Source organism: Reichenbachiella sp., assembly GCF_039941815.1.
GTDB lineage: Bacteria > Bacteroidota > Bacteroidia > Cytophagales > Cyclobacteriaceae > Reichenbachiella.
Map to the genome: position 1 here is coordinate 1 of NZ_JBDVDW010000067.1, position 1,031 is coordinate 1,031.

The 1,031-nt window shown below is 43.5% G+C and carries 1 protein-coding gene; it reads left to right on the forward strand.

Annotated elements, in window-relative coordinates; all coding sequences use genetic code 11:
* Nucleotides 1-1,031 (forward strand): SusD/RagB family nutrient-binding outer membrane lipoprotein (locus ABJF11_RS19890; RefSeq protein WP_348122005.1); only part of this gene is annotated, 1,031 nt, incomplete at both ends.

The following is a 1,031-nucleotide window of genomic DNA, read 5'->3' on the forward strand; positions in this document are numbered from 1 at the left end:
GTGCATACACAATCATTGCTCGTGAGATTTCTTTGGGAATTTGGACGAACCAGTACAGAGATGTATTGATCGATTTGAAGGATGCAAGAGAAATCATTGCTACTCAATTGGCGGAAGGTACTTCCGGTGATAGTGATGAGACGCTTCAAAACAAAATGGCTATCATCGATATATTGATGGGCTATACCTACATCACAATGGTTGATATTTTTGGAGATATTCCTTATTCTGAGGCATTGGATCCAGCTAATTTTGAGCCAGTGTATGATGATGCGGAATCTATCTATACTTCTGTAGAAGGCACCTTGAGTGCTGCAAGCACTACTTTGACTACTCCGGCTAATGCAGCTGCTAGTGGTTTTGGAGGTTCGGATTTGGTATATGGTGGTGATGTAGCTGCCTGGGCTAGATTTGCTAACTCTGTAAAGTTGAGAATGGCAATGAAGATGGCAGATGTAAATGCTGCTACTTCAGTGACTTGGGCTACCGAAGCTATGACAGCTGGTGTGATCTCAAGCAATGCTGAGAACTTCGCTATGACTTATCAGAGCGCTTCTCCAAACTCAAGTCCTCTTCACGAAGACTTGGTATTGAGTGGAAGAGCAGATTTTATCGCAGCTAACACTATTGTGGATATCATGAATGGCGTAAATGACCCAAGAAGATCTGTGTACTTCAGAGAAAACTTGGGAGCTGGCGTATTTGATGGTGGTATCTATGGTGATGCAAATGCATATGCTAACTTCACTCAAGTTGGTGATATCCTACATCAGCCAACAACTGCTGGTGTATTGTTCAACTATGCAGAGATAGAGTTCTTGATGGCAGAGATGGTAGAAAGAGGCGGTTACGGCGTAACAGGAACAGCGGCAGATCACTACAATGCAGGGATCACAGCTTCATTTGATCAGTGGGGTGCTACAATTGGCACTTACTTGTCAGAGACTGAAGTAGATTATGCTACAGCTACTGGTACATGGAGACAGAAGATCGGAACTCAGCTTTGGTTGGCATTGTACAACCAAGGGCTA